At 45.1% G+C, this 23,933-nt stretch carries 25 protein-coding genes; 10 read left to right on the plus strand and 15 right to left on the minus strand.

The features are described from left to right. Positions 1 to 231: 231 nt before the first annotated feature. From cyoE to ATB78_RS00090, 4 genes are read right to left on the minus strand one after another with little or no spacing between them, the layout of a single operon-like run. Positions 232 to 1,146 carry a heme o synthase gene (gene cyoE, locus ATB78_RS00075; RefSeq protein WP_061007445.1) on the minus strand — a complete coding sequence of 305 codons (915 nt, stop codon included), beginning with the start codon at positions 1,144 to 1,146 and terminating at the stop codon, positions 232 to 234. Next, a complete protein-coding gene (locus ATB78_RS00080; RefSeq protein WP_061007446.1) occupies positions 1,139 to 2,158 on the minus strand; it encodes a COX15/CtaA family protein in 1,020 nt (339 codons plus the stop codon). Before ATB78_RS00080 ends, cyoE begins: the two co-directional genes overlap by 8 nt. Before the next feature lie 12 nt (positions 2,159 to 2,170). After that, positions 2,171 to 2,707: a hypothetical protein gene (locus ATB78_RS00085; RefSeq protein WP_061007447.1), complete on the minus strand. Its 537-nt coding sequence runs from the start codon at positions 2,705 to 2,707 to the stop codon at positions 2,171 to 2,173. Further along, positions 2,704 to 3,471: an SURF1 family protein gene (locus ATB78_RS00090; protein ID WP_061007724.1), complete on the minus strand. Its 768-nt coding sequence runs from the start codon at positions 3,469 to 3,471 to the stop codon at positions 2,704 to 2,706. Before ATB78_RS00090 ends, ATB78_RS00085 begins: the two co-directional genes overlap by 4 nt. On the opposite strand from ATB78_RS00090, the gene ATB78_RS00095 reads away from it, so the two are divergent. After that, positions 3,470 to 3,706 (plus strand): DUF2909 family protein, encoded by a 237-nt coding sequence (locus ATB78_RS00095; protein WP_039841456.1) that lies wholly within the window; start codon positions 3,470 to 3,472, stop codon positions 3,704 to 3,706. The genes ATB78_RS00090 and ATB78_RS00095 overlap by 2 nt on opposite strands. A gap of 2 nt (positions 3,707 to 3,708) precedes the next feature. On the opposite strand, the gene ATB78_RS00100 is transcribed toward ATB78_RS00095, so the two are convergent. Genes ATB78_RS00100 through coxB form a run of 4 tightly spaced genes read right to left on the minus strand, consistent with a single transcriptional unit; the run spans position 3,709 to position 8,032 of the window. After that, positions 3,709 to 4,593, minus strand: a complete 885-nt coding sequence (locus ATB78_RS00100) for a cytochrome c oxidase subunit 3 (RefSeq protein ID WP_061007448.1) — start codon at positions 4,591 to 4,593, stop codon at positions 3,709 to 3,711. 11 nt (positions 4,594 to 4,604) lie between these two features. After that, positions 4,605 to 5,210: a cytochrome c oxidase assembly protein gene (locus ATB78_RS00105; RefSeq protein ID WP_061007449.1), complete on the minus strand. Its 606-nt coding sequence runs from the start codon at positions 5,208 to 5,210 to the stop codon at positions 4,605 to 4,607. Positions 5,211 to 5,231: 21 nt separating this feature from the next. Then, complete coding sequence (gene ctaD, locus ATB78_RS00110; protein WP_061007450.1) at positions 5,232 to 6,872, minus strand: cytochrome c oxidase subunit I; 1,641 nt, start codon at positions 6,870 to 6,872, stop codon at positions 5,232 to 5,234. Then, a complete protein-coding gene (coxB, locus tag ATB78_RS00115; protein WP_061007451.1) occupies positions 6,869 to 8,032 on the minus strand; it encodes a cytochrome c oxidase subunit II in 1,164 nt (387 codons plus the stop codon). Before coxB ends, ctaD begins: the two co-directional genes overlap by 4 nt. Before the next feature lie 329 nt (positions 8,033 to 8,361). Between coxB and ATB78_RS00120 the strand changes: the two genes are divergently transcribed. After that, positions 8,362 to 10,056 (plus strand): phospho-sugar mutase, encoded by a 1,695-nt coding sequence (locus ATB78_RS00120; RefSeq protein WP_061007452.1) that lies wholly within the window; start codon positions 8,362 to 8,364, stop codon positions 10,054 to 10,056. A gap of 102 nt (positions 10,057 to 10,158) precedes the next feature. On the opposite strand, the gene ATB78_RS00125 is transcribed toward ATB78_RS00120, so the two are convergent. Continuing rightward, positions 10,159 to 10,578: a GNAT family N-acetyltransferase gene (locus tag ATB78_RS00125; protein ID WP_045419111.1), complete on the minus strand. Its 420-nt coding sequence runs from the start codon at positions 10,576 to 10,578 to the stop codon at positions 10,159 to 10,161. Between the two features lie 88 nt (positions 10,579 to 10,666). Continuing rightward, complete coding sequence (locus ATB78_RS00130) at positions 10,667 to 11,299, minus strand: LysE family translocator (protein WP_020194801.1); 633 nt, start codon at positions 11,297 to 11,299, stop codon at positions 10,667 to 10,669. 250 nt (positions 11,300 to 11,549) lie between these two features. Between ATB78_RS00130 and ATB78_RS00135 the strand changes: the two genes are divergently transcribed. The 3 genes from ATB78_RS00135 to ATB78_RS00145 all read left to right on the plus strand — a co-directional run bounded on the left by ATB78_RS00135 (position 11,550) and on the right by ATB78_RS00145 (position 13,500). After that, positions 11,550 to 12,377: an AraC family transcriptional regulator gene (locus ATB78_RS00135; protein WP_009706163.1), complete on the plus strand. Its 828-nt coding sequence runs from the start codon at positions 11,550 to 11,552 to the stop codon at positions 12,375 to 12,377. Positions 12,378 to 12,448: 71 nt separating this feature from the next. Further along, on the plus strand, positions 12,449 to 13,192 hold the full coding sequence (locus tag ATB78_RS00140) for an AzlC family ABC transporter permease (protein ID WP_061007453.1): 744 nt from the start codon (positions 12,449 to 12,451) through the stop codon (positions 13,190 to 13,192). After that, positions 13,189 to 13,500: an AzlD domain-containing protein gene (locus ATB78_RS00145; RefSeq protein WP_005435565.1), complete on the plus strand. Its 312-nt coding sequence runs from the start codon at positions 13,189 to 13,191 to the stop codon at positions 13,498 to 13,500. Before ATB78_RS00140 ends, ATB78_RS00145 begins: the two co-directional genes overlap by 4 nt. Positions 13,501 to 13,508: 8 nt before the next feature. Here the strand turns inward: ATB78_RS00145 and ATB78_RS00150 are convergent, their stop codons facing one another. Then, on the minus strand, positions 13,509 to 14,123 hold the full coding sequence (locus tag ATB78_RS00150; RefSeq protein ID WP_061007454.1) for a fumarylacetoacetate hydrolase family protein: 615 nt from the start codon (positions 14,121 to 14,123) through the stop codon (positions 13,509 to 13,511). A 206-nt stretch (positions 14,124 to 14,329) separates the two neighbouring features. Beyond that, positions 14,330 to 15,382 carry a porin gene (locus ATB78_RS00155; protein WP_061007455.1) on the minus strand — a complete coding sequence of 351 codons (1,053 nt, stop codon included), beginning with the start codon at positions 15,380 to 15,382 and terminating at the stop codon, positions 14,330 to 14,332. A 568-nt stretch (positions 15,383 to 15,950) separates the two neighbouring features. Here ATB78_RS00155 and ATB78_RS00160 point away from each other — a divergent pair. The 3 genes from ATB78_RS00160 (at position 15,951) to ATB78_RS00170 (ending at position 18,841) form a co-directional block, all read left to right on the plus strand. Next, the gene (locus tag ATB78_RS00160) at positions 15,951 to 16,919 is read left to right on the plus strand and encodes a porin (protein WP_005435562.1); all 969 of its coding nucleotides are present in this window, start codon (positions 15,951 to 15,953) and stop codon (positions 16,917 to 16,919) included. A 405-nt stretch (positions 16,920 to 17,324) separates the two neighbouring features. Continuing rightward, positions 17,325 to 18,164, plus strand: coding sequence for a DMT family transporter (locus ATB78_RS00165; RefSeq protein ID WP_061007456.1), 840 nt, complete (start codon positions 17,325 to 17,327; stop codon positions 18,162 to 18,164). A gap of 62 nt (positions 18,165 to 18,226) precedes the next feature. After that, a complete protein-coding gene (locus tag ATB78_RS00170) occupies positions 18,227 to 18,841 on the plus strand; it encodes a glutaredoxin (RefSeq protein ID WP_005435560.1) in 615 nt (204 codons plus the stop codon). A gap of 67 nt (positions 18,842 to 18,908) precedes the next feature. On the opposite strand, the gene ATB78_RS30235 is transcribed toward ATB78_RS00170, so the two are convergent. The 3 genes from ATB78_RS30235 to ATB78_RS00180 form a co-directional block, all read right to left on the minus strand. Next, on the minus strand, positions 18,909 to 19,043 hold the full coding sequence (locus tag ATB78_RS30235) for a hypothetical protein (RefSeq protein ID WP_009706169.1): 135 nt from the start codon (positions 19,041 to 19,043) through the stop codon (positions 18,909 to 18,911). Between the two features lie 134 nt (positions 19,044 to 19,177). Continuing rightward, positions 19,178 to 19,525 (minus strand): hypothetical protein, encoded by a 348-nt coding sequence (locus ATB78_RS00175; protein ID WP_061007457.1) that lies wholly within the window; start codon positions 19,523 to 19,525, stop codon positions 19,178 to 19,180. Between the two features lie 123 nt (positions 19,526 to 19,648). After that, positions 19,649 to 20,839 carry a multidrug effflux MFS transporter gene (locus tag ATB78_RS00180; RefSeq protein ID WP_045414640.1) on the minus strand — a complete coding sequence of 397 codons (1,191 nt, stop codon included), beginning with the start codon at positions 20,837 to 20,839 and terminating at the stop codon, positions 19,649 to 19,651. Positions 20,840 to 20,950: 111 nt separating this feature from the next. On the opposite strand from ATB78_RS00180, the gene ATB78_RS00185 reads away from it, so the two are divergent. Both ATB78_RS00185 and ATB78_RS00190 read left to right on the plus strand, forming a co-directional pair. After that, entirely contained in the window at positions 20,951 to 21,838 is an 888-nt protein-coding gene (locus ATB78_RS00185; protein ID WP_020194793.1) for a LysR family transcriptional regulator, read from the plus strand. Positions 21,839 to 22,095: 257 nt separating this feature from the next. Further along, complete coding sequence (locus tag ATB78_RS00190; protein ID WP_041056977.1) at positions 22,096 to 23,916, plus strand: bifunctional diguanylate cyclase/phosphodiesterase; 1,821 nt, start codon at positions 22,096 to 22,098, stop codon at positions 23,914 to 23,916. The last annotated feature ends 17 nt before the right edge of the window (positions 23,917 to 23,933 follow it).

Genomic DNA, 23,933 nt, shown 5'->3' on the forward strand with positions numbered 1-23,933 from the left:
GGGTTAAACGGAAGCCGTGTGGCACTTCTTCATGAGCTCTCCTCCTCTCTCCCGTTACTTACTAAAGCGTGATTCATAAATCCTCAGCTATTGGCACAAGCGCTCAAAAAGTATTTATCAAACGGTTGGGGTCGCACCACTAAGCAGTTACACAACAAAATGGTTAGATATAAAGACCAACAAAAAACCACACCTGATCAGTGCGGTTTGGCGAAACAAAGAAGAGAGCATCTATAGCGAAAAGAGCAAACCAAGATAATGGTCTGCCAACAAAGCAACAAACAAGGCAAGTAAGTGATAAATGGAGAATTTGAATGTTTCCATAGCGCTGTTTTGTTCAGGTGAGAACTTCAATTTCCACGCGTGATACATAAAACCAATATTAAGAAGCAAAGAAGAGAAAAGATAAACCGAACCGACCATCCCCACCAGCACAGGCAGAATACAAACGAGCGTGAGTAGAACTGTGTACAGAAGAATCGAAGTTTTGGTGTACTCAATACCGTGAGTGACCGGGAGCATTGGAATATCCACTTTTCGATAATCTTCAACACGATGAATCGCCAATGCCCAGAAATGAGGTGGCGTCCATATAAAGATAATCATCACCAAAAGCCAAGCATGGGCGTGTAACTCTCCTGTCACTGCAGTCCATCCTAAAAGTGGCGGCATCGCACCTGCAATTCCGGCAATTACAATGTTTTGTGGGGTCGCTCGTTTAAGATACATGGTGTAAACCACCGCGTAACCGAGCAAGCTTAAAAACGTCATCCAAGCTGTTAACGGATTAACCAGTGCATACAGAAGTAGGAAACCAACAACACCTAACGTAACAGCAAACAACGCGACTGATAACGGATTCGTGTCACCAGAAGGCAGAGGACGCTTGTGAGTTCGGGCCATTCTCGCATCAATTCGGCGATCGATGAGGTGATTAAACGCTGCCGCGGAGCCAGCCATTAAGCCAATTCCGATAAGGCCAATCGCCGCTTGTAGCCAAGGAAAACTGGCCACCGGCGCTAAGCTCATTCCGACAATGGCGGTAATCAACATAAGCGCGACGACTTTGGGCTTTGTTAGTTTTAGATAAGTTGAACCGAGCTTCTTCTTACCACTTTCTAGAGGTAATGCGATTTCTTTACTCATAGCGAACTCCTTTCGCTTGATGACTCCAACGAGCTTTACCCTGCCATAGGTAGAACTGACTAACACAGATAAGTGAAAGCATGACCGCTGCGCCTAAATTGTGCGCGACTGCCACATAGATAGGAAGTCGGAACACAACATTGCTTACGCCCAATAGGATTTGGCAAACCAAAGCTAAACCAATCCATACACCCAAACGTTGAGAATGGTGTGAGTCTTGTTTTAATAGTAATACGCAGTAAATCAACACAACACATGCGGTAATGATGGCACCAATACGATGGCTGACATGAATTGTCATTCGTGCTGGGTAATCTAGAACACCAAACTCATAGTTATCAAACCCTGATTGCCAGAAAGAAAACGCCTCTTTCCAAGATAAGTAACTGGTCCAGTTCCCCTCACAAATAGGTAAAGCGGTGCACATAAGAGCGGCGTAGTTGGATGATGTCCAACCACCAAGCAAGACCTGTGTTAACACTACACCAAACGCGATCAAGGAAAAGGTTCTTACGTTTTTGGAAGATGGCGAAAAGTAGAGGCTGTTCTGAGACTTTATCTGGCAATAGAACACCGCTTGGAGAGCAAGTAATGTAAATCCGCCCAGTAGGTGCAGCATAACAATCACTGGCATGAGTTTTAAAGTCACGGTCCACATCCCCAATGCTGCCTGACCAATAACTAAGACGCAGAGTAAAATCGGAATCGTCGCATCGACACGTTCAGCCCTAACGGCAACAATCGCCATCATCAAAATCACGAGCCCCAAAGTGCCCGCGAAATAACGATGAATCATCTCCAGCCAAGCCTTTCCCTGTTCCACTGCTCGTTCTGGAAATAATGCATTCGCTCGAGAAACTTCAGCATCGGTTTGAGGAACCAGTAACTGGCCGTAACATCCAGGCCAATCTGGGCACCCTAAACCTGCATCAGCGAGGCGTGTGTATGCGCCCAGCATAATGACGACGAGGGTAAGACAAAGACAGAACTTAACTAAACGTTTTAACGCCATATCACTCTCTCCCTAACCTACACGTGATAGCTTCAATAGTTTTCGTAGATCCGCCAAAACGTCTTTACTTAGTTGCACCAAATCCTCGTTGGCTTCCGGTGTATACGCCATCACAAGCTGTCCTAACGGATCAACGATCAGCATTTGGCCTGCTTGTACTTTTTCCGACAGCGAATCATTCATTTGCATCACCATCATCGTTTCGCTCGTACTTGCTGACTGCTTTGATGTCCAAATAACTGGGACTACTCGCTCTTGGTACTTGCCCAACGCAATATGACTCTGCTGCATGAGGTGAAGTTGTTGCTGACACTGTTCTTGGCAATCAGAAGGCAACACATAAGCCAGTTGCCACCCTTTTTCACTCAGAGGTGATGTCTGCCCCAATTGTTCAAATGTGGTATAGGGCTCCACCAGCTCACCTCGATTGGTAACACCTGTTTCGTACCAACCTTGACTAAGCACCACTTTGGCAATAACGGCCGGGAGAGCAAAAAGAACAATGAGCGACAACAGTACAATTCGTCCTTTCGTGACTGCATTTGTCATTTCTCACCTCCTTGTGAGCGTGAACTTTTGAACCATCGAATGAAGATCATCACAGTGATGAGCAGAAATACACCTGCCATAGCAAACCATTGAAAGGAGTAACCAAAATGCTTAGCACTGGTTAATGGCAAAGGATTCCATGGGAAAAAGTACGGCCATCGGACTAAATTATCTGGCTGAACAACGGTTGGCATTAATTCGACATTGAGTAACTGGCTCAGTTGATTGATGTTGAGGTTTTGCACGCGTATCGTATCTCCAACTTCTGCCATTAAGTCAGAACTCAAAGGGTTCATAGATTTACGATATAAACGCCCAGTAACCTCGTAAGGGGCTTGTAAAGTTTTCACATTGGGTAACACAGAGCGTGAAGTTCCCCCTTTCACAAACCCTAACTCCAGGAGGGTCAATGTGGTTGGGTCTTGGGTCAAGGAAACGACTTGGAACGCTAAATACCCCACTGCCCCTTCATACGTCTGGTTATCTAAAAGGATGACCGGAAGTGCCTCCGGAGTCACATTGGCTTTCACCTTAATGCCAATCACACTCTCCTCACGCCAATCATTGTTCTCCAGTACAGTGCGTATATCCTGATAAGGTGCATTCGCTCTTGCCAAAATAGCTTGTTCTAAAAGCTGCTTTTCGTTACCACGTTCGAGCTGCCAAAAGCCCAGTTTGACCAATAGAGAAAACACGACCACAGTTAAACAAACAGCAATCCAAACCCATTTCGATAACATCAAAAACGAAACCGGAGGTGCTATGTCCACCGTATTTCTGTTCAAATTAACGCTTGTCCTTTTGCTGCTTTTCATCATCTTTAACCTCGCAAAAGCGCTTATCGAAATGGTTCGCGAAGACCCAGAGGACTCATCGAAAAAAAGCAAACCAATGAGCCATTACCTTGGTCGTCGTGTCATGTTTTCTGCGTTAGTCGTGATACTCCTTCTGATTGCTCTAGGGGCAGGATGGATCGCCCCTAACCCTCGTCCTTACTAGTTTTACAGGACATAAACAAAAACAAATAAACACAGCCAAACCACATCTACAAAGTGCCAATACCAGCTGCCCGCTTGGAACGCAAAATGGTTTTTTGGTGAAAAGTGGTCCTTGGCGATGCGGAATAGCAATACGATGAGGAAGATGGTACCAAGGCAAACGTGCAAACCATGGAAGCCCGTGAGCATAAAGAAGGTATTGCCATAAACGCCCGATTGCAGTGTCAGACCAATATCTTGATAGGCGTGCGCATACTCGACCGCTTGGTAATAGAGGAAGAAACCCGCTAAGACGATGGTGATCTCCAACCAAACAATCAGCGCAGTTCGCTTATCTTGTTCTAAGCTAATGTGTGCCATATGTAACGTAATCGAAGACAATAGCAGCAAAATCGTATTGGTTAATGGAATGCCTTGCCATGGCATTGCTTGGGTCGTATCACCACCCGGCGTGGTAGTGAGCGGCCATATCGCCTCGAAAGCTGGCCACAACACTTCATGAGTCATGACATTGTTATCTGCGCCACCTAACCAAGGCACGGAAATCATTCTTGCGTAGAACAGAGCACCAAAGAACGCACCAAAGAACATGATTTCTGAAAAGATGAACCAGCTCATGCCTTGTCGAAATGAACGGGTGATTTGCGCGCTGTATTTTCCGGTAAGGGATTCGGTGATAACGTTGCTGAACCACCCGGCCAACATGTAAAGCAAAAACAGCATACCAACCGCAAGAATAATGCCTCCTAGCGTCCCAACCGGACCGTCACTTTGAGTGCCTTGAACGGTCATTCCAGCACCGACAGCGACAAGGAATAACGCAAATGCCCCTACAATAGGCCAGCTGCTTTGTGCGGGAACATAATAGGTGTCAGGCTTGTTACTCATGAGTTCTCTCCTTACAGACGCGCTTTGGTTTGAGGCGTTAAGGTCTGTTTCTCACTCCCTGAGAGGCTAGCTGTCGAAGACTCGCCCGATTGAGGAGGAAATTTGTAGAGTGTGTAAGACAAGGTCATTGTATGAATTGAATCCGGCACGTCCGGCTCAATGTAGAAAATCAAAGGCATACTCGCTTGTTGCTTACCTTCCAATGGTTGTTGATTAAAGCAAAAACACTCGATCTTATTGAAGTAAGCCGCACCAGTACCCGGCGATACGGAGGGCACAGCTTGTCCTACTAAATCTTCACCGCTTTGATTAAAAGCAAGATACTCCGTTTGAATCACTTCGCCAGGATGAACATCCATGGATACAACTTTTGGTTTGAATTCCCAAGGCATGTCTGGACTGACGTGCGCCATAAATTCCACACGAATCGTTCTGCTGATATCCGCTTGCATGCCTGTTGGTTGAATCGCTGCGACCTCACTGGTTTTACCGTTAATACCCAATGCATCGCACATAATGTCGTAGAGCGGTACAAGGGCAAAACCGAAGCCAAACATCATTGCTGTCGCTAACAGCAACTTGATAGTGAGTTTCTTATTTGATGAATTACTTTGCATCTCGCTCACCTCACTCTTTTCTTAATCGACTTTTGGCGGCGTTGTGAACGTGTGGTGTGGCGCTGGACTTGGCACTGTCCACTCTAGACCTTCCGCCCTCTCCCATGGCTTGGCTGGTGCTTTTTCACCACCACGGATGCATTTAATCACTAGCCACAAGAAGATCAGTTGAGAGAGACCAAAGGCAAAGCCACCTATCGATACGATTTGGTTTATGTCAGCAAACTGGATGGCGTAATCGGGAATGCGTCGTGGCATCCCAGCTAAGCCCAAGAAATGCATTGGGAAGAACAGTACATTAACCGAGATGATGGAACACCAGAAATGCCACAGACTCAGCTTGTGGTCATACATATTGCCCGTCCACTTCGGTAGCCAGTAATATGCTGCCGCCATAATCGAGAACACCGCACCAGAGACCAAGACATAATGGAAATGCGCAACAACAAAGTACGTGTCGTGGTATTGGAAGTCCGCAGGCACAATTGCCAGCATCAAGCCTGAGAAACCGCCTATTGTGAATAAGACAATAAAGGCGATGGCAAATAACATCGGTGTCTCGAACGTCATGGCACCTCGCCACATGGTCGCCACCCAGTTAAACACCTTTACCCCAGTTGGTACCGCAATCAGCATGGTGCAATACATAAAGAAGAGTTCGGCGAATACTGGCATACCCGTGGTGAACATATGATGCGCCCACACTAGGAATGAAAGCAGCGCAATACTACAGGTAGCGTAAACCATCGAATGGTAACCAAACAGTTTCTTGCCGCTAAACGCAGGGATGATTGCCGAAACAATACCAAACGAAGGCAAGATCATGATGTACACCTCTGGGTGACCAAAGAACCAGAAGATGTGTTGGAACATCACCGGGTCACCGCCACCAGCGGCATCAAAGAAGCTGGTACCGAAGTATTTGTCGGTCAATACCATGGTCACCGCACCAGCTAATACGGGCATCACAGCTATCAGCAAGAATGCCGTGATTAGCCAAGTCCAAACAAACATTGGCAGCTTGAACCATGTCATGCCCGGTGCACGCATGTTTACAATAGTCACTATGACGTTAATAGCACCCATGATGGAACTGATGCCCATGATATGGACTGAGAAAACAAACAACGCCGTACTGTCAGGACCGTAGGTTGTAGAAAGAGGCGCGTAGAAAGTCCACCCGAAATCAGGACCACCACCCGGTAAGAACAAAGAGCCGATCAAAATGAGGAAAGCAAAAGGTAAGATCCAAAAGCTCAAGTTGTTCATTCGTGGTAACGCCATATCTGGAGCGCCAATCATCATTGGGATCATCCAGTTAGCTAAGCCGGTAAACGCAGGCATGACGGCACCAAATACCATCACCAAACCATGCACGGTCGTCATTTGGTTGAAGAACTGAGGGTCAACCAATTGCAAACCCGGTTGGAACAACTCAGCGCGAATGATCATCGCCATCGCACCGCCAGTGAGGAACATGGCAAAACTAAACCATAAATAAAGCGTACCGATGTCTTTATGACTGGTGGAATAAAGCCAACGCGTTAGCCCTTTTGGTGCGTGATGATGATCGTGGTCGTCTTCAATCGCAATGGTGGTGTTTGCGGTAGTTTGCGCTTCTGCAGGAGCAGACTTCACCGCTTTTTCAATTGGCTTACTCATATTTCCTCCTTGGCACTTTCTTGTGCCTTAAAGGCGTTAACATCAGATGCTTGAACGGTATCGCCGGTGTCATTTCCCCAAGCATTTCGTTGATAGGTAATAACAGCAGCAATTTCTTGGTCGCTAAGTTGGTTAGCAAAAGCTTGCATCGCTGTCCCTGCACGACCGTTTACTAATACATCGATGTGAGCCATAACCGGGCCTTTAGCTATTTCGCTGCCTTTAATCGCTGGGAATGCGCCCGGAATACCTTCACCATTAGCTTGATGACACACGGCACAACGCGCGGTGTAAATCGACTCGCCTTGTCCCATCAAGTCTTCCATTGAAAGGTCTTGTGTTAATGCTTCTTGTGCAGCCGCTTTTTGTAATGCAATTTCTTGTTTCTTGTCTGCCATCCATTGGTCGAAATCGTCTTCCGCCATCGCATGAACGACAATCGGCATGAAACCATGTGCTCGACCACAAAGCTCTGCACACTGACCGCGATACACACCTGGTTCGTCAATCTTGGTCCAAGCTTCATTGATAAAGCCTGGAATCGTATCTTTCTTAACTGCGAAATCAGGCACCCACCAAGAATGGATTACGTCATCAGACGTCATTAAGAAACGAACTTTACGGTTGATTGGCAGAACGAGCGGGTTGTCCACTTCGAGTAAGTAGTGCGCCCCTTTCGCTTCGATGCCATCAATTTCTTTCTGGCTGGTAGCAAGTAGGCTGAAGAATTCGACGTCCTCACCGAAGTAACTGTAGTGCCACTTCCATTGGGAGCCCGTGATCTTCACAGTGAGGTCAGATTGACTGGTATCCTCCATCGCCACCAACGTTTTTGTTGCAGGAATCGCCATGGCAATGAGGATAATGACGGGAATGATGGTCCAGATAATCTCCACTTTGGTACTTTCATGGAAATTTGCCGCAACTGCCCCTTTTGACTTGCGGTGTCGGAAGATGGAATAGAACATCACACCAAACACCACAAAGGCGATGGCACAACAGATGTAGAAGATCAGCATATGTAATTCATACACTTGCTCACTGATCCCTGTGACACCTCTCGTCATGTTGTAATCGTTTTGCTCTGACCAACTGTACGAAGAAAATGTGATAAAAATCACATTCGTTAATAAGGCTAGAGTAGTCGCTAATCTTTTCAAAAGATCTCTCCTCTGCTCAGCCGCTGCGCTTGCGCGAGCTTCCTTGTTTCCCGATGCAAATATCGAACAAATTTACAAAAAATCACAAAAACTACGATTTCAATGCACTTTGTTATATTTATGTTAAAAGGCTAGTTATAGTTCAATAGTTCTTCAAGAAATAAAATGTGAATAAATTCTGTACAGAGAGAAAAATAAATTCGGTTTATCGATTGCCCTCTTTGAAATGTAATTGAGAACCATTTAGATTAATAAAAAGAAAACATTGGGACACTTTCCTGATAAAAGTGTCTAAACAAGTAGGCTCCCCCTGCTAAGGAAAGATGAATATGACAACACAAATTACTCAATGGCTAGCACGAGATCCTGACCCAAAAACTCGTGAAGAGCTTCAGCACCTAGTCGATGCGAATAACGAACAAGAACTGACAGATCGATTCGGCTCACGCTTAGCATTTGGTACGGCGGGTCTGCGCGGTAAAGTTGGTGCTGGTCCAAATCGCATGAACCGTTTGGTGATTCAAGAAACAGCAACTGGTCTCGGTCACTATCTGATTGAACAAGTGAAAGAAGCATCGTCTCGCGGTGTCGTTATTGGTTACGATGGCCGCCCTGATTCTAAACAGTTCGCGCACGATACAGCTTCCGTACTTACTGCTTTGGGCATCAAGGTTTACCTAACCTATAAAGTAGCGGCAACACCAATTGTTGCTTTTGGTGTTCGTGAGTTAAATGCAGCAGCTGCTGTAGTCGTTACCGCCAGTCACAACCCTCCTGAGTACAATGGCTTTAAAGTGTACTGGGAAAATGGCGCGCAAATCATTCCACCGCACGATTCTGGTATTGCTGCAAAAATCGATGAAGCAACAACAAAACCACTTCCTCTAATGTCACTGGACGATGCGAAAGAAAAAGGTTTGTTAGTTTGGCTAGAAGACGAGTACTACCAAACATACCGAAAAACAATGAACGACAATGCCCTGTTAACACCGGACAGCAACACAGATATCTCGATTGTTTACACGGCAATGCACGGTGTCGGTGCGGACATGGCAGAAACGTTGCTCGCAGACGCTGGCTTTAAAAAAGTGGCAAGTGTTCCAGAACAGCGCGAACCGGACGGCACGTTCCCTACCGTAAACTTCCCGAACCCGGAAGAAGCAGGTGCAATGGACATGGTGATGGCGCTAGGTAAATCTGTCGATGCCGACATTGCTTGCGCGAACGATCCTGATGCAGACCGTTTTGCTGTGGCGGTAAAACGTCCAGATGGCGAATACCAGATGCTAACGGGTGACCAAGTGGGCTCATTGTTTGGTGATTACTTACTGCAAGCTCAACCAAACGCGCTTGTTGGTAATACTATTGTATCTTCTCGACTATTGAGCAGCATTGCGAAAGCACACGGCGCAGAATACTACCAAACGTTAACTGGCTTTAAATGGCTAACCAACGTAGCAATGACTCAAGAGACAGAAGCGAATCCGTTCCTGTTTGCTTACGAAGAAGCACTAGGCTACACCGTTGGCAATAAGGTTTGGGATAAAGATGGCCTGTCAGCGCTGGTCGCTTTCTCTCAATTGACAGGTAAATTGAAAGCACAAGGCAAAACGCTGTGGGATAAGTTAGAAGAATTGTACCGCCAACACGGTTTCTACTTCAACGCGCAACGCAGCATTGCGCTTGACCCTAAATCACCACCAATCGGTGACAAGCTTCGCGCAAACCCACCGACAGAGATCGCGGGTAAACGTATCGAAGTCATCGAAGATCTGAAATCATCACTTCGCTTTGTGACCGATGGTCCAACAGAAGAGATTGACTTGCCTGCAAGTGACGTATTGGTTTACCACCTAGAAGACAAATCACGCGTGATTGTTCGCCCTTCAGGTACTGAACCGAAGTTGAAGTGTTACTACGAAGTGATCAGCGACTTCCCAGCAGAGATGAATTACGCGCAAGCTAACCAAGCAGCAGAAGCGAAGATGAACGCATTGATCGAAGCACATCAACAAAGCTTGTAATTCGGGTTTGATACATCGATTCTGTGACAACAGAAAATAACAAATCACAAATAGTAAGAGAGGCGCATCGAGCGCCTCTTTTTTTGTTTAATTCAAACCAAATCAAGCAATCTGTTTTTGCAGGAAATGTTTATCAATGCCTGCTGCTGGGTAACCTGAATACTGTCCTACTTTTTCAAAACCCAATTTCAAGTAAAAATCGAGTGCTTGAAAGCTATAAGTATCGAGGTACAAATGCGTTACTCCACGCGGTTTCACTTGTTCTTCCAGTAGAGAAATCAGTTTGCTTCCCAATCCCGAAGTGCGTGCCTCTGCATCTACCCAAAGATATTCAACGAACACGGTGTTATTGAACATCTCTCCCGTGAGTCCACCAATCACTTTGCCCTCGTCATTACGGGCAAAACAGCCAATGGCATTTACATCACCATCCGGTAAATGCATGCGGTTATATGCTCGGATGCCATCACGGATAAAATCGAGATCGTTTTGTTCTGGGTTGAGTTTAAATTCAAGTTTCATACTGCCACTCCTTGGAAATCAGAGTGATACTAAAACAAAAAGCCAGCGAGTGCTGGCTTTCGTTCAAAAATCTGATTGTTCCTACACACTACATCGCGAAGCTACTGAGCATCCATACCGCAAGAATAACGAACACCAAGCCCATCAGTTTACCTTGGTACATGCGGAATTTATCGTTTTCCAATAATCCTTTACCCAATGTCCCCGCCAAGGCAACCAGCAAGATATTGAATAGCAAACCTAATACGTTCAGCAGCAAACCAAGTGCGAGCATTTGCTCACCCGACGATGCGGTAATGTTGCTAGAGACGAACTGAGGTAAAAACATCACGAAGAACACCAAGGCTTTCGGGTTCAGCAGGTTACTCATCAAAGCGCGTTGATAGTAAGTCGATGCCATTTTGTTTTTTTGGTCAAGTTCTGGGGCAGCAGATACATCCGCTCGTAGACAGTCCCAGCCCATTTTTAGCAAGTACGCGCCCCCCAGTAGATGAAGCACTTTTAATGCGATTGGGCTCATTGCAATCAAGGTTGACACGCCCATTGCGGCCAATAAGGTTAAGATCACACCGGATGTCGCGTTGCCCAAGCTCGCAAACAGACCAACTTTCTTACCATAGCTCATGCTAGAACTGGCAATCAGCAACATGTCAGGCCCAGGTAACAAAAGAAGTGCAACAACAGCAGTGAGATAAACAGGGAGTACAGATAAATCGATCATGGTGGAACTGGCTTTCTAAAACAGGCGGCGGATCTTATACCAACGAATAGATAACAACCAGACCAAATATCTAACCAAGGAGTAAAATTCAGAAAATAGAAAAGGTTTAATGTTCAATTTAAAAACAATTAACCTTTTTGGTGTTTATTTTTAATACCGATAGCAATTTTGTACAAAAATAAGCAGGATGGATCCGGTAGACTCCAAATGATGTGATGCCACGATTAATGCTTGCGCAGTTCGGAACAAGATGAAAGAAAAGAATAAGGAAATCGCGACTTTTAAGATTGCTCAAGAGCTCGGTGGCTTGGAGCTGCTCGACGCAAAGTACGAAAAACAGAATTTCTCTCGTCATAGCCATGAAGGCTACACCATAGGTGTGATTGAAAAAGGCGCGCAACAGTTCTTTCGTACTGGCGGCAACCACATCGCACCGCAAGACAGTATCATTCTTGTAAACGCCGACGAGGTGCATAATGGTCATTCAGCGTCAGAAGGCGGTTGGGAATACAAAGCCATGTATCCTGTACCAGAGCAGTTTCAAACGCTTGGGGAAGAACTTGGCGCCCCCAATGTCGCGCAGCCCTACTTCCCCCAACCTGTCGTTTACGATCCAGAGCTCGCAAACCAACTGCGGTTGGTGTTCGATACTCTAGAGAAGTCCGATAACCGCCTATTAAGAGAGACACTTGTCTACGGTACGTTGGTCAAACTTGCCAGCAAGCACAGTACACATCGAGCTCCTCTTCAAGATGCAACCAAAGCGCAAAAGCAAGTACATCTGGTCAAAGAGTTTCTTGAAGACTTTCCTCAAGCCGATGTCTCTTTAGAAGAACTAGCGAAATTAGCGGGATTAAGTCCTTTTCATTTGTTGCGTGAGTTTCAAAAGCAGTTTGGTTTCCCACCGCACGCATTTCAGATTCAACAGAGGCTCAGAATGGCGAAAAAACTGCTCAAGCTAGGACAAAAGATTTCCGACGTTGCTCAAGAGTGTGGCTTTCACGATCAAAGCCATTTGCATCGTCACTTTAAAAAAGCCATGGGCGTAACGCCTGGGCAGTACATCAAGCATTGTTAGCAATTTTGTACAAGGCAGCGTGCTGAGGTCAGCCTACCTTAACAGCATGTTTTTCTATTTAAGTTGAAGTTATGGATACTACTTTGCCAACTCATCAAGACTCAAAATCCTCACTCTTTTTACAAGGCACCATCGCAATGATGCCATTGAGCATTGCTGTATTGCCTTGGGGATTACTAGCCGGCTCATTTGCCATTGATACTGGCTTACACCCTTTGGAAGGTCAGGCGCTTTCCGCCATTCTGTTTGCAGGCTCCGCACAGCTCGTGGCTATGGGGATGATTAAAGCAGGCGCTGGCTTGACGACTATGTTGCTGACTACCTTTTTTATTACCTCTCGCCATTTTCTTTATAGCGTTTCAATGCGCAGTAAAATTTCGCCATTGCCATTAAAGTGGCGTCTTTCACTTGGCTTTTTACTCACTGATGAGCTGTTTGCCATCGTCGGGCACCAATCCGATAAACAATTTGATCGATGGTACGCCCTAGGAGCAGGATTAAGCTTCTACTTATTTTGGAACTTCGCAACGCTTGCTGGCATCGTCGCCGGCAGTTTGATACCTGAATTGAATGAGCTCGGATTGGAATTTGCCGTTGCTGCCACCTTTATCGCGATTGTGGTGCCAACGATAAAAAACATTCCCGTGTTATGCAGTGTTTTAGTGGCATTAGTTAGCTCAGTAGCACTGAACTATTACCAAGTGGAAGGAAGCTTGATGTTCGCGAGTATTCTCGCCATGCTGACAGGCTATTTAGTGGAACAGCTCACGACGAAAACACCAAACCTTGAGAGTAAATCGGAGGAACGCCAATGATCTTTTTGTCTATCTTAGCCATGACAGCCTTGGTGTTCACCAGCCGTTATCTGTTCTTAGAACCAAAATTACCACTCAGGTTGGGGGTAAGAACTCAGAAAGTATTGAGCTACGCAAGCCCTGCAGTACTCACCGCAATTTGGGCTCCAATTGTGTTTATGCCAGAGGGTGAACTGAGCGTCACATGGCAAAATCCATTTCTATTGGCTGCTCTATTAGCCGCTGCGATTGCGTACCTCACCAAGAATGTCTTGCTCACCACCATAGTAAGTATGGTCGCGTTCTTATTGCTTCGAATTTGGTTGTAAGCTCACGACTAAGTAGCTACCCACTCAATCTCTAACAAGGTGATGTCTCCGCACTTCAAGCGCCCAAGGAAGACATCGCCTTGATGCACTTCTCCCACGCCCTTTGGTGTGCCTGTCATCACGACATCGCCATCTTCTAGTGTTGTATAACTCTTCAGTTCATCGAGAATATTTATTGGAGGATAAAGCATCTGTTTAACGTGTCCTTTTTGAACATGAACACAGTTAATCAAAAGCTCTAAGTTGAGATCGTCTATATCGACACCTTGAAGAGAGTGGAATCGACTGAATACCGCTGAGCCGTCAAACGCTTTGGCACGCTCCCACGGTAGTCCTTTTTCTTTGAGGGTAGATTGTAAGCCGCGTTTGGTCAGATCTAAGCCGAGCCCAACCGCACTGTATTGACCATTTTTGATCAGAAAACAGATTTCTGCTTCGTAATGCAAAGGCTCTTGATGAAATGAGGTGAGTTTGGTTGAAACGGAAGTCGCCGGTTTATTAAACACGACCATTTGTTCTGGCATGGCATTATTAAGCTCTTGAATATGCTCAACGTAGTTACGTCCAACACACAGAACTTTACCAACTTTGACTTTCTTCTCTTCAACCTGAACGACGCTCATTGCTCTTCCCTGCAAAACAAAACGCACATGATAATCTAACTGCTTGAGTTGCCCACACTAGTTCCCGCTCTGGAATGTTAAAAACAAGACATTCAGCCCGTTTTGCTCTCGCACTCTTCAAGACGAAACTCTCTGGTTTATCAAACAACAGATATGAAAAAAGCCAGCACGAAGCTGGCTTTTATAGTAACTAGGACAGGTTACTATTATAGGTAGTAACGAGCACCAAGTGCCCATTTGTCGTCTGTTTTACGATCGTTAGCATCGTTTAGGTCGAACTGGTAACCAGCGTAACCAACAAACTTAGAAGTGAAGTTGTATTCAGCTTGAACAGCCATCTCTTCACGTGCAGTTTCAGTCTTATCGCCAGAGTTTACCTTACCTTCAACCATTTCGTAGTTGATGCTTAGGTTTAGGCTGCTTGGTAGAGCGTATGCTAGTAGCGCTTCGTACGCATCACTTTCTACAAGGCGAGCGCCGTTTGTGCCGAAGTTCATGTTTTCGTTTGAACCGTATACTGCTGCAACGTATAGGCCTTGACCGTATGAACCGTATGCCGCAGATACTAGGTGAGATTCAGCTGACTCTGAACGTAGACCTTGGTTGATATCGCCACCGTTGTACGTGTAACCGATTTTCGCACCCATGATTGAGTATGAAAGAGCTACTTGTAGACGATCATCGTAGTCTGCGCCGCCAACAATTTGGTTGTTCTCGTCACGAGCGAACTCGTCTTTAGAACCTTGCCAACCTAGACCGAAGTTGATTGCACCAGCTTCACCTAGCTCGATTGCATTGCGGTAAGAAAGCATCTTGTCCGCACGACCAGTACCTAGGTTACCGTGGTCATCGTAGATAAAGTCGTTCGCAAACGCGATTGGCATATCAGCAACACCAGCTACGTCGTAGTAAGGTGCCCATTGAGTACCACCAACTGCACGGCCGTATACGTCGTGAGTTAGGCCTAGGTAGCCAAGACGAGTAGTGAATGTTTCTTCACCGCCATCTAGGTAGTTTAGAGCCCACTCACCACGAGCGTCAGCTGTGAAGCCGTTGCCTAGGTCTTGAGTTGCTGTGAAGTTGATACGTGGAGAGTTAGTACCTACATCTGTGTCGCCTTGCTCAGAACCGTTTAGGTTAACTGAAACGTGACCACCGATAGAGAAAGTAGTGCCGTCGTTGTTGTAAAGCTCCACTGCTACTGCTTGTGTACCAAATGTTGCTGCTGCGATCGCTGCTGCTAGGAATTTTTTGTTCATTATAAAATCCGTGTATTTATGCATTAGTTTATAAGTCAGTCTTATACAAAAGTGGATTGGGGCATCTCTTCCACCAATGTCGCGTCACTTTTGCTTAACAACTGCTAATCAATGTATTTCAGAAGTTCCCAAGAGCAGAGTGAAAAGATGTAATAAAAAAGAAAAATGGCAAACGTTTAGCTCGAATCAATACACAAATTTGGAAAACAACACCTAAAAACAGAAACATTTTGTTACATCCATGAAGAAACACCAAGCATAAGTTATTGTTAAACGGTCAGATAGTCGAATATTTAAGAAACCCAATGTTACATTTCGGGTAAAGAAATATGATTAGGAACTTTTTTAAAAACACACTGTCAATTAGGTAAGACAGAAACATCAAAAAAGATAAAAAGCCCTTTCCTCTTATTTTCATGAATAGGAGAGCATTCATGCATTTGAAATAAAAATGCAATGGAATCATAACTTAACAGAAATCTATCTTTCATTTTCGCGGTTTACCTTAAGCGTCATCGACACAAATCGAGCAAGTAAGCTCATCGATTACAACTAGGGTAATAAGAAAATGAAAAAGGCAGCACTAACTACTGCAGTTCTAACAGCATTGGTATCATCACCATCTTTCGCAGCAACAGTTTACAAAGACGACGGCACTGAATTAAAAGTTGGTGGTCGTGTTGAATTTCGTGGTGACTTCATCGGTTCAGACGGTGCTGAAATCGATGGCTCTATGGAAGATGCATCACGTGCACGTCTAAACCTAAAAGGTAAGACAGACATCGGTAACGGTCTTTCAGCTTTTGGTGTTTACGAAGCAGAACAAAAAACAGGTAAAAGCGAGTTTAAAAACCGTTACATGTACGCTGGTGTGAGTGCTGATGCAGGTGATTTTTCGGTAGGTCGCCAAGACATGGCTGCTGTTATCATCTCTGATATGACGGATATCACTGAGTTCTCAGGTGTTCAACAAGTTATTGATTCATCTTCTGATAAGCAAGACAGCGTATTCGCTTACCGTGGCGAATTTGATGCTCTACAAGTTCAAGCAACTTACCAAGCTAACTCTGGTGACAGCCAAGACAAATACGGCATCTCTGGCCTTTACTCTCTACCAATGGGTCTAGACCTAGGTCTTGCTTACTCTGGTGGCGATGTAGATAAAGATAACTCAGAAGACCAAATTCTTGGTGGCATCGCTTACTCTCTAGAAAACCTTTACCTTGCAGGTACATACTCACAAGGTGCACTAGATGATTCTGAAGACTTCACCGCTTACGAAATTGCAGCAAGCTACAAACTAGCAAGCAAGTTCACTGTTGTTGGTCTTTACACATACCAAGAAAACGATCCAAATGGTGGCGCAAAATACGATGCTCTTGATGGTTTTGAGCTAGTTGGTTACTACAAGCTTAACAGCAACTTCCGTACTTACCTTTCTTACTACATGAACCAACTCGACGAAGAGAAGGATGCAGAAGGTAAAGTGATTCAAGGCGAAGACACACTACGTCTAGGCGTACGTTACGACTTCTAATAAAAACTTGTCCTAATAGCGAGTCTTTTGGCCGGCACTATTGTGTCGGCTTTTTTGATCGCATTAACTAACAAAGAACTTGCCCTCTTTTAATGCACCAAATCCCGAAGTTAGTGCATTTCCTCTAGTTTATCTTAAGCAATACCGATCTAACCCTTTAAAATCAATAAATTAAAAGTTGGCACGCTAGCTGCAATATTTAGACCGAGCAAATGCATGGCAGCGTTTGTGCTTCTCGTTCTTTGTACCTACTTCGGTAGGCACGTCCTTTGAATTGGTAATGTCGCCTCCCTCTGGGAGGCATTTTTTTATTGGCTACCTACAGATTAGGACGTATGATTCTGATAATTCTCTAAAACCGGAAATATCCAATTGAATCATCATCCTGTCCAAGGGGCATCTTGGATGCTTACCGCAGGTTTGGCATTCGCCATCGTCAATAGTTTTGCTCAAGTTGCGAGTATTCACTTTGGTGTGTCATCCACCACATTTGCACTCTTCCAGTACGCCATCGCATTTTTCGCTATCTTGCCTTACTTGCGAACCTTAGGTATCCGCCAATCTCTGCGCACGAATCATTTTGGTTGGCACGCATTACGTATCTTCTTAGCGGTTATTGGTATTCAACTTTGGTTGTGGGCGCTCGCTTACCCCGTTCCGATTTGGCAAGGTATTGCGTTGCTAATGACCTCTCCTCTTTTTGCTACCGTTGGCTCAGGCCTGATTCTTAAAGAGAAAGTGGGAATCGCTCGTTGGATTGCGACACTAACAGGCTTTATTGGCGCGATGATCATCCTTGAGCCATGGTCAGACTCCTTCACATGGGCAACCTTGCTTCCTGTTGGCGCAGCGTTTTTCTGGGCTTCTTATTCTGTGATGGTGAAGAAACTATCAGTGAACGATCCACCTTCCACTATGGTGGTTTATCTGCTTCTACTGATCACACCATTTAATATCTTGCTCGCCGTTCCGACTTTCGCAATGCCAGAAGGTTGGAGTATCTGGGGAATTTTGGTTGCTGCAGGTGTACTGACTGCTCTTGCACAGTGGGCGGTTGTTAAAGCTTATGCCGTAGCGGATGCATCTTTTGTACAACCCTTTGACCATGCAAAGTTACCGCTTAATGTGTTCGCTGGCTGGTTAGTGTTTAACTGGGTTCCACCTGGTCGATTATGGCTTGGCGCCGCAATCATTATCGGCTCGATTGCTTTCATTACTCATTGGGAAGCAAAAAAAAGAAAGTAATTTGAAAGAAATAATTGGGTTTTGGGTTCTATATTTTCAGGAAAGGAAATGAGGAGCATCTTATGACACAGCCAATCAAAATTACATTGTATCGTTGGGCGGGAAGTTGGGGACCGTTTAAAGTAAACATCCCATGTGGCGAATGCACACTAACAAAAGACATTCTTGCAGATACGTTTGAGAATGAATTAGCAGACGTACCTGTCGAGCTTGAAGTGAAAGATTGGTTGTCTCACTGGTGGGAACCGTTGAAACTTGGTGCTTGGCACGCCCCTATCCTAGTTGTTGAAGGCAAAGTCGTCAGCCAAGGGGAAGCGCTAAACAGAGGTGTGCTTGTCCAGTCTGTTATTGCTGAATGGACCAAACGAGACCAACTTCAAGGCAACATCGTTTATGGTAAAGCGACCTGCCCTTACTGTGTAAAAGCCAAAAAGCTGCTTGATGAAGCGGGAGTGGAATACAAATACCATGACGTTGTAAAAGACAGTGCAGCACTTTATCGCATGATCCCAGAAGTAAAAGCGATCATCGGAGAGAAAACACCAGTCACTGTCCCACAAATTTGGTTAGATGGTCAGTACATCGGAGGCGCCGATAACTTGGAAAAGTGGTTAGCGGAAAAGGGATTGGATAGTGTGCCAGATAACGTGGTTGAGATCCCAAGCCAAACAGCTTAAAGCTCCAAATTCAAAAACCGATACCTAGAATGCAAAAAGCCCCGACCTGATGTCGGGGCTTTTCTTATTAATTCGCTAGCTTTTTCATAACGCGAGCAAACATAGAAGGCTTTTTCTTCTTCGCTTTACCGTAAAGCGCTTTGTGCATCGCATCTTTGGCAATCATTTGGCCAAAGTAAACACCACCAAGTTCGTAACCCATGACCTTCTCCTAAGAAGTAATTGACTGGTTTATGTTGTAATTTTACACCACAAAAACCATAAAACAAGACATTGGTCACAATTATTTTGTAATTTACTTACAGAATTTTTTATCCTAGCGAATCAGAACGGTAATTAACGCTTAGGCTGTTGGTACGTTTTACCTGCTGCTTTGTACGTGTCTTTTGGCTTGATTTCAAAGAAAGTCTCAAAAAACCAAGCTGCGAATTTGATCAGGTGATCACCTTCATTCATTACATGTTCAACGAATTCTTTCTCTTCACCTGATTCATCGGCTTGAATCGTGATGTGGTAGATACGTTTTTCGCCTTCTACTTCAGCAAGACCAAATTGACCAGTCAGTGATTCAGCCGCTTGCGCTACTTCCTCTTCCTCACACGCTTTTAATAGCTCTAGCGCTTGAGGCAGGTTTTCTTTTTGACAGATTTCTTTTAGCAGTGCTTCAAATTCGTTTTGTTGCATGATTTCACCTAACGATTAACGGGTGTTGTCGAACGCTCACTTCCATAAGCCAAGTGTAGGTAACGACACAATAATTGGTTGCGCATTTTAGAGAGGAGCTTAAATGCTTGCAACCAGATTTAACTATGAACGTTCCGGTTGAACCAAGCCATTTGAAGGCGTACGAAACTGCCCGAGCAGCAAAACAACGCAAGAGATAACGGCGACTAAAACGTAGAACACACCTAATTGATGTTGAGTTGTTACCCAACTTTCAACGAGGTAACCACCAAACAAACCTGCCAAACACATCTGGATAGATCCTGACAAAGCAGACACAGCGCCCGCTTGCTGCTTGTGTGGAGACAATAAGAGGCTAATTGACACAGGAAAAGACATCCCTTGTGCAAAGCTCAAGCAAGTGAACGCCACCAATAACGACACAACGTTAAACGGCAAACAAAGTAACATAACGCCAGAAGCCGCGACGATGACAAAGCTCATCAGTAAAATCTGTTGTTCTTTATAGCGTGAGTTGATGAAGTTAAGCACCAAACTGCCCATCAATAAGCCAGCCGAAGGCACGATCATTAGTGTTCCGTAATCAGCAGCGGTTAATCCAAGCTCTTGTTGCATCAAAAATGGATAAAGAGACAAGGTAACCAAAGCAGATAAGTAGCTAAGCCAGTTGTAGCTTGCGCTGCCAATCACTTGTTTATTGGTTAGTAATTCAAGGTAGTTCAGCATTACACGTTTTGGTTCAAAGCGTCGCTTGGGATACGGCAGTGTTTCATGTAACACAGCAAAGCCCAATGTAAAAATAGCTAGCAGGTAAACAAGCACGAACACAAAAACCGCATGCCAACTGATGTGATAGGCAATCCAACCACCAAACAAAGGAGCGACTATCGGCATCACGGACGCTGTGACTGATATGTAAGAAAGCGCTTTGGTTAACTGCGCCCCATCGTAACTATCACGCAAGACGGAGCGTCCAAGCACGGAGGCACTACCCGCCCCAAGTCCCTGCAACAAACGTCCGGCTTCAAGGGCAACAATATGATCAGCAAACACAATACAAATGACCGTACCAATCAAGTAGACGCTCTGCCCCAAGAGAAACACCGGTCTTCGTCCAATGGCATCCGATAAAGGCCCATAAAACAGCTGCGAAACACCGAAACCAACAAGGAAAAGAGTCACTAGGTTTTGAACGGTATGCTGTTGCAAAGCGAGGTCATGACTGATCAGAGGCAAAGAGGGAAGATAAATGCTGACGCCTACTTGACCGGTCGCGATGATCATCATCGCCAATAATAATGGTGTTTTACGCAATATACCCTCCTTACAACATGACAGTTTCACGACAGACAGTGTATATTTGTTACTCAAAGATGATAATCAACCAAAATGGAAAGGGATTATTTCCCCTGAGGATGGAATTGAATGGACTGGATACAGAGTGTTAATAGCTACATTCGCGTTGTTGAAGAAGGCAGTTTTAATGCAGCAGCACGTAAACTCAATACCACCAGCTCCGCCATCAGCAAACGTATCCAGTGGTTGGAAGATAAGATCGGCGTCCAATTACTAAAACGAACGACGCGCTCCATTAGCCAAACCGAGGCAGGCGCTTTGTTTTACGAGCGCGCTAAAGTGCAACTCGACTCTTGGCAGTCCGTACTCGACGAAACTCGTTCTGTTAACCAATCTCCTGCAGGGCTCCTCAAAATTGGCGCTACGCTGGCCGTTGGCTCTAAGTTCTTGGTGCATTACCTTGATGACTTTCTGGAAAAATACCCAGACATAAAGCTGCAATTGATTACAACCCTACCCGGTCAAATACCTGAACTCAGTTTAGATTTGTTCATCAGCCGAGAGTTAGAACAATTGAATTCGCTTAGCTTTAAAGCCAGCCCTCTGTTCGAACACAAGGCACAGTTTTATGCGGCGCCAAGTTACCTAGAGAAGCATGGCACACCGCAAAGTGTTGAAGAGCTGTCACAACATAACGTTTTGATTTGGGGCGAAAAGCCCGTAAGAGAAATCAAGACCAACCGAGGGAAACGCATCAGTCTTTCAGGGAACTTCGCCACTACAAACCCAGAAGCTCTGTTTCACGGCGCAAAACGGGGCATGGGCATCTTGCTATCAAACAACGTGATGATAAAAGAAGACCTGAGATCTGGGGCTTTAGTGCCGATTCTTCCAGACATCACAGCTGATGAAGCTACCGTCTATGCGTATTACCCTAAGCTCGATTACCAACACACTCGAACTCAACTCTTCTTGGACTACTTAAAGAGTCGTTTAGAAGAAGAAAAGCGCGCTTAATCTCATGGCTCTCTGGTGCCTTCAGTATTAGAGAGCTAATACCCTTCCCCCTATGAACTACCACTTTGATGAGAGGCTGCTCCCATCATCTCTAACCCTATGGTTGAAATTTTTAAGCAAAACCCTTGTTGAGTTTGAAAAATCACGTGAAGTAAACAATAGTTAACGTGATGCATATCGATTAAATGAGAAAAGATCGTGTAACAAAACCAACATAAACACGATATGGCAAAACACAACGTCGGGTGAAATGTTCAATGGATCATGAACAAAACAGTATCCAATTGCTTGATGAGATTCTAAAACTTAACGGTAGTGCATTACTCGATAGAGTAACGCTGGAGCTCCATCAACAGTTTCAAAGCTACTGCACATGTGTAGTAGAAATAGCGCACCTACAGCACTGTGCCGTAACCCTTTCCAATTCAAGTGGTGGCACCATTGCTGACAGCATGTGTTATGGATTAGAGGGCACACCTTGCGAAAAGGTGGCACAAGACATCGGTGAGATTATTTTCTATCAAGATGAGGTCTACCGTCTCTACCCTAAAGACCAGCTATTCCAAGATGCTGGCATTCAAGCTTACATCGGCCTTCCACTGAAGACACACAATGGGGAAGTGCTTGGTATCTTACTATCGACCTTTCCTCGCGCGATCAATGAGCAAGAGGCAAAGGAGATCATCTTCTATCACCGTTTCTTGTCCAACGTGATCATCCACAGCTTAAGAGAGAAGTGGATCAGTGAACGTTCAGACAAACTGCTTAACCAACTGAGTTATGAAGTCTCCCATGACAACCTCACTGGTTTGCTCAATCGCAGTTGTTTGGCAGACACGCTAGAAACACTCACACAACAAGCTACGCGCCCTTTTAGTCTCGCCTATTTGGATATCGATAATTTCAAATCGATTAACGACATTAACGGTAACTACATTGGCGACCAAATTATCAAATTCACCGCCAATGCGATTCAGCAAAGTTTAACTTCACCAAATAATGCGTTCCGTGTTGCAGGCGACGAGTTTGCCTTCATCACTTATGACGAAGACCCTGTCGCGGTTTGTCAGGAAATTTTAGATAAGATTGAAGCGGGTTATTCAGACAAATCCAACCGTATTTCCTTTACGGTTAGCATTGGTATTGCTCGTGCTCCTGTTCATATGCTCAACAGCGACGACCTAATTCTCAATGCCAGCCTTGCGCTCAAAGACTGTAAAAAGCACCGAGATACACGCATACAACACTACGACACCCATTTAAGTGCGCTTTATCATCGCCAAACACAATTGATTGAAGCACTACGCGAACAGCTGCGTTTGAGTATCGATGAAAACGAAGAGTTATACGTCGTCGTTCAACCAATTGTGGACATCACGAGTGATCGCTGGGATTACTTTGAAATCCTAGCGCGATGGAACAGCAGCGTTTACGGCAGTGTCTCTCCCGTAGAGTTTATTGAAGCCGCCGAACAATCTGGGTTGATCATAGAGCTGGGCGAACGAATTGTTGAACTGGCTTGCCGTGCGAAACAAGATCTTGAACGACAGCTTGGCTACAAGGTGAAGCTTTCTATTAACTGTTCTGCACACGAACTGGTCGATTCAAACCGTTACATGAACTTTTTGACGCGTATTTTGGAGAAATACGACCACCAAGCGACTGACTTTGTTATTGAGCTCACCGAAACGGTTCTGCTGTCTCAGAGTGGCCGCGAACAGATGGTTCTGAACTCACTTCGTTATCTCGGGTTTAAAGTTGCACTGGATGATTTCGGTACGGGTTATTCTAGTCTGAACTACATCCATAACTACCCTATCGACAGCATTAAAATTGATGCCACTTTTGTGAGAAATATGTTGGCGAATACCACGTCAGAACAAGTGGTGCTGCTCATTGCTCAATTAGCACAACTGTTAGAAGTCGATTTGATTGCGGAAGGGGTTGAAGACGACAGAGCCTTACAGAAACTGATAGAGATGGGGTGCCATCATATCCAAGGTTATTTCTATTCGAGGCCACACAACGTCAATGAACTGATAAGTATCATCAACGAAAAACAAGTGAAAAGCGCATAAAAAAGACCAAACAATGT

The organism is Vibrio sp. CUB2, assembly GCF_001557945.1.
Taxonomy (GTDB): domain Bacteria; phylum Pseudomonadota; class Gammaproteobacteria; order Enterobacterales; family Vibrionaceae; genus Vibrio; species Vibrio owensii.

Coding starts and splice junctions, on each gene's coding strand:
- cyoE (WP_061007445.1), bottom strand. CDS start 1,146: ATGAGTAAAGAAATCGCATTACCTCTAGAAAGTGGTAAGAAGAAGCTC.
- ATB78_RS00080 (WP_061007446.1), bottom strand. CDS start 2,158: ATGGCGTTAAAACGTTTAGTTAAGTTCTGTCTTTGTCTTACCCTCGTC.
- ATB78_RS00085 (WP_061007447.1), bottom strand. CDS start 2,707: ATGACAAATGCAGTCACGAAAGGACGAATTGTACTGTTGTCGCTCATT.
- ATB78_RS00095 (WP_039841456.1), top strand. CDS start 3,470: ATGTCCACCGTATTTCTGTTCAAATTAACGCTTGTCCTTTTGCTGCTT.
- ATB78_RS00100 (WP_061007448.1), bottom strand. CDS start 4,593: ATGAGTAACAAGCCTGACACCTATTATGTTCCCGCACAAAGCAGCTGG.
- ATB78_RS00105 (WP_061007449.1), bottom strand. CDS start 5,210: ATGCAAAGTAATTCATCAAATAAGAAACTCACTATCAAGTTGCTGTTA.
- ctaD (WP_061007450.1), bottom strand. CDS start 6,872: ATGAGTAAGCCAATTGAAAAAGCGGTGAAGTCTGCTCCTGCAGAAGCG.
- ATB78_RS00120 (WP_061007452.1), top strand. CDS start 8,362: ATGACAACACAAATTACTCAATGGCTAGCACGAGATCCTGACCCAAAA.
- ATB78_RS00125 (WP_045419111.1), bottom strand. CDS start 10,578: ATGAAACTTGAATTTAAACTCAACCCAGAACAAAACGATCTCGATTTT.
- ATB78_RS00130 (WP_020194801.1), bottom strand. CDS start 11,299: ATGATCGATTTATCTGTACTCCCTGTTTATCTCACTGCTGTTGTTGCA.
- ATB78_RS00135 (WP_009706163.1), top strand. CDS start 11,550: ATGAAAGAAAAGAATAAGGAAATCGCGACTTTTAAGATTGCTCAAGAG.
- ATB78_RS00140 (WP_061007453.1), top strand. CDS start 12,449: ATGGATACTACTTTGCCAACTCATCAAGACTCAAAATCCTCACTCTTT.
- ATB78_RS00145 (WP_005435565.1), top strand. CDS start 13,189: ATGATCTTTTTGTCTATCTTAGCCATGACAGCCTTGGTGTTCACCAGC.
- ATB78_RS00150 (WP_061007454.1), bottom strand. CDS start 14,123: ATGAGCGTCGTTCAGGTTGAAGAGAAGAAAGTCAAAGTTGGTAAAGTT.
- ATB78_RS00155 (WP_061007455.1), bottom strand. CDS start 15,382: ATGAACAAAAAATTCCTAGCAGCAGCGATCGCAGCAGCAACATTTGGT.
- ATB78_RS00160 (WP_005435562.1), top strand. CDS start 15,951: ATGAAAAAGGCAGCACTAACTACTGCAGTTCTAACAGCATTGGTATCA.
- ATB78_RS00165 (WP_061007456.1), top strand. CDS start 17,325: ATGCTTACCGCAGGTTTGGCATTCGCCATCGTCAATAGTTTTGCTCAA.
- ATB78_RS00170 (WP_005435560.1), top strand. CDS start 18,227: ATGACACAGCCAATCAAAATTACATTGTATCGTTGGGCGGGAAGTTGG.
- ATB78_RS30235 (WP_009706169.1), bottom strand. CDS start 19,043: ATGGGTTACGAACTTGGTGGTGTTTACTTTGGCCAAATGATTGCCAAA.
- ATB78_RS00175 (WP_061007457.1), bottom strand. CDS start 19,525: ATGCAACAAAACGAATTTGAAGCACTGCTAAAAGAAATCTGTCAAAAA.
- ATB78_RS00185 (WP_020194793.1), top strand. CDS start 20,951: ATGGACTGGATACAGAGTGTTAATAGCTACATTCGCGTTGTTGAAGAA.
- ATB78_RS00190 (WP_041056977.1), top strand. CDS start 22,096: ATGGATCATGAACAAAACAGTATCCAATTGCTTGATGAGATTCTAAAA.